The sequence below is a fragment of the Streptomyces sp. NPDC050625 genome (assembly GCF_040654755.1).
Classification (GTDB): Bacteria; Actinomycetota; Actinomycetes; order Streptomycetales; family Streptomycetaceae; genus Streptomyces.
Window position 1 is genome coordinate 1 of the sequence record NZ_JBFAIQ010000086.1, and the last position, 7497, is coordinate 7497.

Consider the following 7497-nt stretch of genomic DNA (forward strand, 5'->3'; position numbering starts at 1 on the left):
ACGCCCTCGCCCCAGCCCGTACCGTCCGCCCCGGCCGCGAACGCCTTGCACCGGCCGTCGGGCGACAGCCCGCGCTGCCGGCTGAACTCCACGAAGACCGTAGGGCTGGCCATGACCGTGACGCCGCCCGCCAGCGCCATCGTGCACTCGCCGTTGCGCAGGGCCTGGACGGCCAGGTGCAGGGCGACGAGCGACGACGAGCACGCCGTGTCGACCGTGACGGCGGGGCCCTCCAGTCCGAAGGCGTAGGACACTCGCCCGGAGGCGACGCTGCCGGAGCCTCCGGTGGTGAGCAGGCCCTCGACGCCCTCGGGCAGTTCGCGCGGGCCCTGGCCGTAGTCGTGGTACATCAGACCGGTGAAGACGCCGGTCCTGCTGCCCCGCACCGTCACCGGGTCGATCCCGGCGCGTTCGAACGCCTCCCAGGACGCCTCCAACAGCAGTCGCTGCTGGGGGTCCATCGCCAGGGCCTCGCGGGGGCTGATGCCGAAGAAGGCGGCGTCGAACTCGGCCGCCTCGTGCAGGAAGCCGCCGTCGCGCGCGTAGGTCTTGCCGAGGCGCTCGGGGTCGGGGTCGTAGAGCCCCTCGACGTCCCAGCCACGGTTGTCCGGGAACCGGGAGATGCCGTCCCGGCCGGAAGCCACCAGCCGCCACAGGTCCTCCGGCGAGCGCACCCCGCCCGGGAGGCGGCAGCTCATGCCGACGATGGCGATCGGCTCGTCGTCGGCAGCTGCCGCGGTCTGCCGTACCGCGGTCGCGGTCGTGACGGCCGGGGCCTCGCCGAGGAGTTCGGTGCCGATGTGCCGGGCGAGGGCGGCGGGGGTGGGATGGTCGAAGACCAGGGTGGCGGGCAGGCGCAGGCCGGTGGCGGTGGACAGCCGGTTGCGCAGTTCCACGGCCGTCAGCGAGTCGAAGCCCAGGTCCTGGAAGGTGTGCGCGGTTTGTACGGCGCGGGGTGAGGAGTGCCCCAGCACGGCGGCGGCCTCGGCCCGGACCAGTTCCAGGAGGGCCTCGTCGCGCTCGTCGCCGACCAGCCCGGCGAGGCGTTCGGCCAGGGATCCGGTCGCGGCGCGCTGGGCGGTGCCGCGCGTGGAGACGCGGACGAGTCCGCGCAGCAGGGCCGGTACGGTTCCTGCCGCCCGGTTCCGCAGGGCGGCGGTGTCGAGGCGGACCGGTACGAGCACGGTCTCGTCCGAGGCGAGTGCCGCGTCGAACAGCCGCAGGCCGTCCTCGGTGGACAGCGGCAGAACACCGGAGCGCGCCATCCGCGACCTGCCGGCCTCGTCGAGGACGTCGGCCATGGCGCCCTCCTGCTCCCACAGGCCCCACGCCAGTGAGACCGTGGGCCGCCCCTGGGCGCGGCGGTACCGGGCGAAGGCGTCCAGGAAGGCGTTGGCTGCTGCGTAGTTGCCCTGGCCGGGGTTGCCGAAGACGCCCGCGGCGGAGGAGAACAGCACGAACGTCGTGCTGTCGCCGGTGAGTTCGTCCAGGTTGAGCACGGCGTCAGCCTTGGGCGCGAGGACGGTGTCCAAGCGCTCCGGGGTCAGCGTGGCGATCACGCCGTCGTCGAGGACGCCGGCGGTGTGCACGACGGAGTCGACCGGGGTGGCGGCCAGCAGCCGGTGGAGGGCGTCACGGTCGGCGAGGTCGCAGGCGGCCCACGTCGCTTCGGCGCCGAGCGCCGCGAGTTCGGCTTTCAGCTCCGCGGCGCCCGGGGTGTTCGCGCCACGGCGGCTGACGAGCAGCAGCCGGCGCACGCCGTGTTTGGTCACCAGGTGACGGGCGAGGGTTGAGCCCAGCGCGCCGGAGGCGCCGGTGAGCAGCACGGTGCCGAGGCCGGAGGCGATGCCCTCGGCTCGGGCGGAGGCCGCTTCGTCCGCAGGGCCCGTGGCCACGTCCTCCGTTGCGGGGGAGGCGGCGCGGGCCAAGCGCGGTGCGTCGGCCTGCCCTTCGCGGACGACGACGTGGGGTTCGCCGGACAGTACGACGCCGGGCACGAGCGCGGCCGCCTCGTCGGGGCGGTCGGTTTCGAGCAGCACGATCCGGCCGGGGTTCTCCGCCTGCGCCGAGCGCACCAGTCCGCCCGCGGCGGCGTGCGCGAGGTCGTCACAGCGCGCCACCAGCACGAGGCGTGATGTCCGGTCCTCGGCGAACCAGCGCTGAACCAGCCGCAGCACCTCGGTGGTGACCGCATGGACCCGCTCGGCCTCGGTCGCCCCTTCCGGGCCGTCGGGGCACGGGACCACGACCACGTCCGGCTGCGACGACCCGTGGGTCTCGGCCAGTGCGGCGATGTCCGGAACGTACGCGACCGCCGTTCCGTCCGCGTCGACGGAGGGCAGGGTCAGCGGCACCCGCTCGACGGTGAACAGCGCGTCACCAGAGCCCTTGCGGAGTTGGTCGCGCGACACCGGACGCAGTGTCAGCGACTCGACGGACGCCACCGGATCGCCGACGCCATCGGCCACCGTCAGGGACACCGCGTCCGTACCGGCCGGCGCCAGCCTGACCCGTACGGTGGACGCGCCCGTGGCGCGCACGGTCACCCCGGACCAGGCGAACGGCAGGAGCGGCCCGTCCGCCCCGGCCACGAGGGAGCCGTGCGCACCGTCCGCACCGCCCGCGCCGATCGCGTGCAGCGCCGCGTCCAGCAGCGCCGGGTGCAGGAGGAAGGAACCGGTGTCCGTGCCGTCGGGGAGGGCGACCTCCGCGAAGACTTCCTCACCCGCGCGCCAGGCGCTCCGCAGTCCGCAGAACGCCGGTCCGTAGTCCAGGCCGAGGGCGGCCAGCCGGTCGTAGAAGCCGTCGAGGCCGACCGGCTCGGAGCCCGCCGGCGGCCACGCCGTGAGCGCCCGGCCGGCGGCCGCGGCGCCCGCCTCTTCGGTCCCTCCGTTCCCTCCGTTCCCTTCGGTGGCGAAGCCGGTCGCGTGGCGGACCCACGGCAGGTCGGCGTCGTCCTCGGGGCGCGAGTACACGGTCAGCGGCCTGCGGCTGGTGCCGTCGGCCGCACCGACCCAGACCTGAACCGCGACGCCGCCCTGCTCGGGCACCATCAGAGGCGCTTCGAGGGTGAGGTCCTCCAGCTGGTCGCAGCCGGCTTCGTCGGCGGCGCGCACGGCCAGTTCGACGAACGCGGTGCCCGGCAGCAGCACGGTGCCGAGCACGACGTGGTCGCTGAGCCACGGGTGTGTGCGCAGGGACAGCCGGCCGGTCAGCAGCCGCTCGTCGCCGCCGGCCAGGGACACGGCGGCGCCCAGCAGCGGATGGTCGGCCGAGCCCAGGCCGGCGGCGCGGACGTCACCAGGGGCGGCCCGTGAGGTGTCGAGCCAGTAGCGCTCGTACTGGAAGGCGTAGGTGGGCAGATCGACGCGGCGGGCGCCGGGGAAGAAGGCGTGCCAGTCCGGGGAGACGCCGTGCGCGTGCAGTTCGGAGACGGCGGCGACGAGTGCGGCCCGCTCGGGGCGGTCGGCGCGCAGGGTGGGCACGATGACCACGTCGTCGTCCAGGCAGCCTTGGGCGAGGGCGCTCAGCACGCTGCCCGGGCCGATCTCGACGAACGTGGTCACGCCCAGGTCGTTCAGAGTCCGGACGCCGTCGGCGAAGCGGACCGCTTCGCGGACGTGCCGAACCCAGTACTCGGCGGGGTAGGGCTCGGCCAGCCGGCCGGTGAGGTTGGAGACGACCGGGATCTGCGGGTTCTCAAAGGTGAGCCCGCGGACGATCTCGCCGAACTCCTCCAGCATGGGGTCCATCAGCGGCGAGTGGAACGCGTGGCTGACCTTCAGCCGGGAGGTCTTGCGGTCCTGCTGCCGGAAGATCTCGGCGATTGCGGTGACCGCGTCCGCGGCTCCGGATACCACGACCGACCGCGGACCGTTGACCGCCGCGATACCGGCGCCGTCGGTCAGATGCGGGAGCACCTCGCCCTCGGTGGCCTGTACGGCGACCATCGCCCCTCCGGCGGGCAGCGCCTGCATCAGCGCGGCACGCGCGGACACCAGCTTCGCCGCGTCAGCGAGCGACAGCACCCCTGCCACATGCGCGGCCGCGATCTCGCCGACCGAGTGACCGGCCACGTAGTCCGGCCGAAGGCCCCACGATTCGAGAAGCCGGAACAGCGCCACCTCGAGAGCGAAGAGCGCGGGCTGGGCGGCGCCCGTGCGGTGCAGTTCTTCCGAGTCGACGTCGACCGCGGCGCCGAGGTGCGCGCAGACCTCGTCGTACGCGGCGGTGAAAGCCGGGTAGGACGCGTACAACTCGCGCCCCATGCCGAGGCGTTGTGATCCCTGGCCGGAGAAGAGGAACCCGACGCGCCCGCCGGTGCCGGAGATGCCGCGCGCGACGCCCGGGGCCGGGGAGCCGGAGGCCACGGCCCGCAGGCCCTCGGCGAGTTCCGCCGGCGTCTCGCCCTGGACCACCGCGCGGTGCTCCAGGGCCGTGCGCGTGGTGGCGAGTGAGAACGCCACGTCGAGCGTGGGGACTTCGGCGTCCGTGCGGGACAGCAGGCGTTCGGCCTGTGCGCGCAGGGCCTGCTCGGTCTTGCCGGAGATCACCCATGGCACCGGTCCGCCCTCGGCCGGGCGCGCGGCCTGAGGGGCGACGACCTCGGCGCTCGCCGCGCGTTCCGCCGGCGTTTCCGGGGCCTCGTCGTCCTGTGCGAACGCTTCGGCCGACGGGGCTTCCTCGATGATCGTGTGTGCGTTGGTGCCGCTGATCCCGAAGGAGGAGATGCCGGCCCGGCGCGGCTGGTCGGAAGCCGGCCAGGGCGTGGGCGCGGTCAGCAGCCGTACGGCGCCCGCCGACCAGTCGACGTGCGGGGACGGCGCGTCGACGTGCAGCGTGCGCGGCAGTTCGCCGTGGCGCATGGCCATGACCATCTTGATGACGCCCGCCACACCGGCCGCGGCCTGGGTGTGGCCGATGTTGGACTTGATCGAGCCCAGCCACAGCGGCTTGTCCTCAGGACGGCCCTGCCCGTACGTCGCGAGAAGCGCCTGCGCCTCGATCGGGTCGCCGAGCCGCGTGCCCGTACCGTGCGCCTCCACCGCGTCGACCTGTGCGGTGGTCAGCCGGGCGGCAGCCAGGGCCTGGCGGATCACCCGCTGCTGCGAGGGGCCGTTCGGCGCGGTCAAACCGTTGGACGCACCGTCCTGGTTGACGGCGGAGCCCCGGACGACCGCGAGGACGTCGTGTCCGTTGCGACGGGCGTCCGAGAGGCGCTCCACGAGCAGCAGGCCGGCGCCCTCGCCCCAGCCGGTGCCGTCGGCTCCGGCCGCGAACGCCTTGCAGCGGCCGTCGGGGGCCAGTCCGCGCTGGCGGCTGAAGCCGACGAAGGTGGCGGGGCCGACCATCGCGGTGACGCCGCCCGCCACGGCCAGCGAGCACTCGCCGTTGCGCAGCGACTGAACGGCCAGGTGAAGGGCCACCAGGGACGACGAGCAGGCCGTGTCGACCGTGACGGCCGGGCCTTCGAGGCCGAAGGTGTAGGCCACGCGGCCGGAGGCGACGCTGCCCGAGGTGCCCGTTCCCAGGTAACCCTCCAGGTCCTCAGGGGCGTTCTGGAGAGCGGCGAGGAACTCGTGGTTCATCACGCCGGCGAACACACCGGTCCTGCTCCCCGCCAGCGAGGCGGCATCGATACCGGCCCGCTCGAAGAGCTCCCACGACGTCTCCAGCAGCAGCCGCTGCTGGGGGTCCATGGCGAGCGCCTCGCGGGGCGAGATCCCGAAGAGGCCGGCGTCGAACCGCGCCGGGTCGCGCAGGAACGCGCCCTCGCGGGCGTAGCTGGTCCCGCGGGACTCCGGGTCCGGGTCGTAGAGCGCGTCCAGGTCCCAGCCGCGGTCGGCGGGGAACTCCGAGACGGCGTCCCGGCCGCCTGCGACCAACTCCCACAGATCCTCGGGCGAGTCGACCCCTCCCGGGTAGCGGCAGCTCATCCCGATGATGGCCACCGGCTCCCCGGCGGCGTCCTCATAGTCACGAAGGCGCCGCCGGGTCTCCTGGAGATCTGCGGTGACTCGCTTCAAGAAATACCGGAGCTTGTCCTCGTTCGCCACCGAAATCGTCCCTCACCCCTGCGATGACTTATCGGAATTCGGCAAAGGGTCACCGGGACGCGCCGGAGCGGTCAGGAAATCCCGAATTCCTTGCCGAGCAGATCGAATACTTCGTCGTCCGTGGCGGATTCCAGATCGCTGCCGCCCATACCAGGGCCTTCCTGGTCCGGCGTCTTGCCGAATTCACCGGCAATCGCCAACAGGCCCTGGAGCTTTGACAGGATCCGGTCGCGAGCTTCACTCGCTGCCAACTTCGTGACCAATTCTTGTTCGACCCTGTCCAGATCGGCAAGTAGGGAATCCACTAGGGCCGGTTCGGCCGCGCCCGCCGTCTCCGTGAAGATATGACGGGCCAGGAGAGCGGGTGTCGGGTGGTCGAAGACCAGTGTCGCGGGGAGCCGCAGCCCGGCGGCCTTGTTCAGCCGGTTGCGCAGCTCCACGGCCGTGAGGGAGTCGAAGCCCAGGTCCTGGAAGGCGTGTTCCGGCCGGATCGTACGGTCCGACGCGTGCCCCAGGACCGCGGCCACCTCGGCCCGGACCAGGTCCAGCACGGTCTTCTCCCGCTCGGCCTCCGGCAGCCCTTCCAGTCGCTCGGCCAGCGAGGAACCGGAGGACACAGAGGAAGCGGAGGAAGCGGAGGCGGCCCGCGCGGTCCTCCGGCCGGCCGCGGCCGGCACGAGGGCGCGCAGCACCGGTGGTGCCTCACCGGCGCGCAGCGCGCCGACGTCGATGCGGACAGGGGCGAGTACCGCCTCGTCCGAAGCCAGTGCCGCGTCGAACAGCCGCAGCCCCTCCTCAGGCGGCAGCGGCAGCACGCCGCTGCGCGCCATCCGCGCCCGGTCGGCCTCGGCGAGGCCGTCCGTCATCGCGCCGGACTGTTCCCACACACCCCATGCCAGCGATATGGCGGGCAACCCCTCACGGCGTCGGTGAGCCGAGAAGGCGTCGAGGAAGGAATTCGCGGCCGCGTAGCTCGCCTGACCGGCGCTGCCCACCAGGCCGGCGAGGGAGGAGAACACCACGAAGGCGGCCAGGCCCATGTCCCGGGTGCACTCGTGCAGATTCAGCACGGCGTCCACCTTGGGACGGAAGACCTCCCTCATCCTCTCCGGTGTGACCGAGGCGACGATCCCATCGTCGAGAACACCCGCGGTGTGCACGACGGCCGACAGCGGATTCTCGCCGAGCCCGTCCAGCATTGCCGAGACGGCCTCCCTGTCCGCGACATCGCAGGCCGCCCAGGTGACCTCGGCACCGTGTGCGGCCAGTTCGGCCTCCAGCTCGGCCGCACCGGGGGCCTCCGCGCCCCGGCGGCTCACCAGAAGGAGCCGGCGCACCTTGTGCTCGGCGACCAGGTGCCGGGCGACGAGCCCGCCCAGAGCACCGGACGCACCGGTCAGCAGGACGGGGCCGGCGCCGAAGTCCGGTGTGCCGGCGGCGG

The 7497-nt window shown here is 73.3% G+C and carries 2 protein-coding genes; both read right to left on the reverse strand.

The features are described from left to right. Positions 1-6056 (reverse strand): type I polyketide synthase (locus AB0I54_RS47670; protein ID WP_363302674.1); only part of this gene is annotated, 6056 nt, incomplete at its 3' end. Between the two features lie 71 nt (positions 6057-6127). Further along, on the reverse strand, positions 6128-7497 hold a 1370-nt coding region (locus AB0I54_RS47675), incomplete at its 5' end, for an SDR family NAD(P)-dependent oxidoreductase (protein ID WP_363302675.1).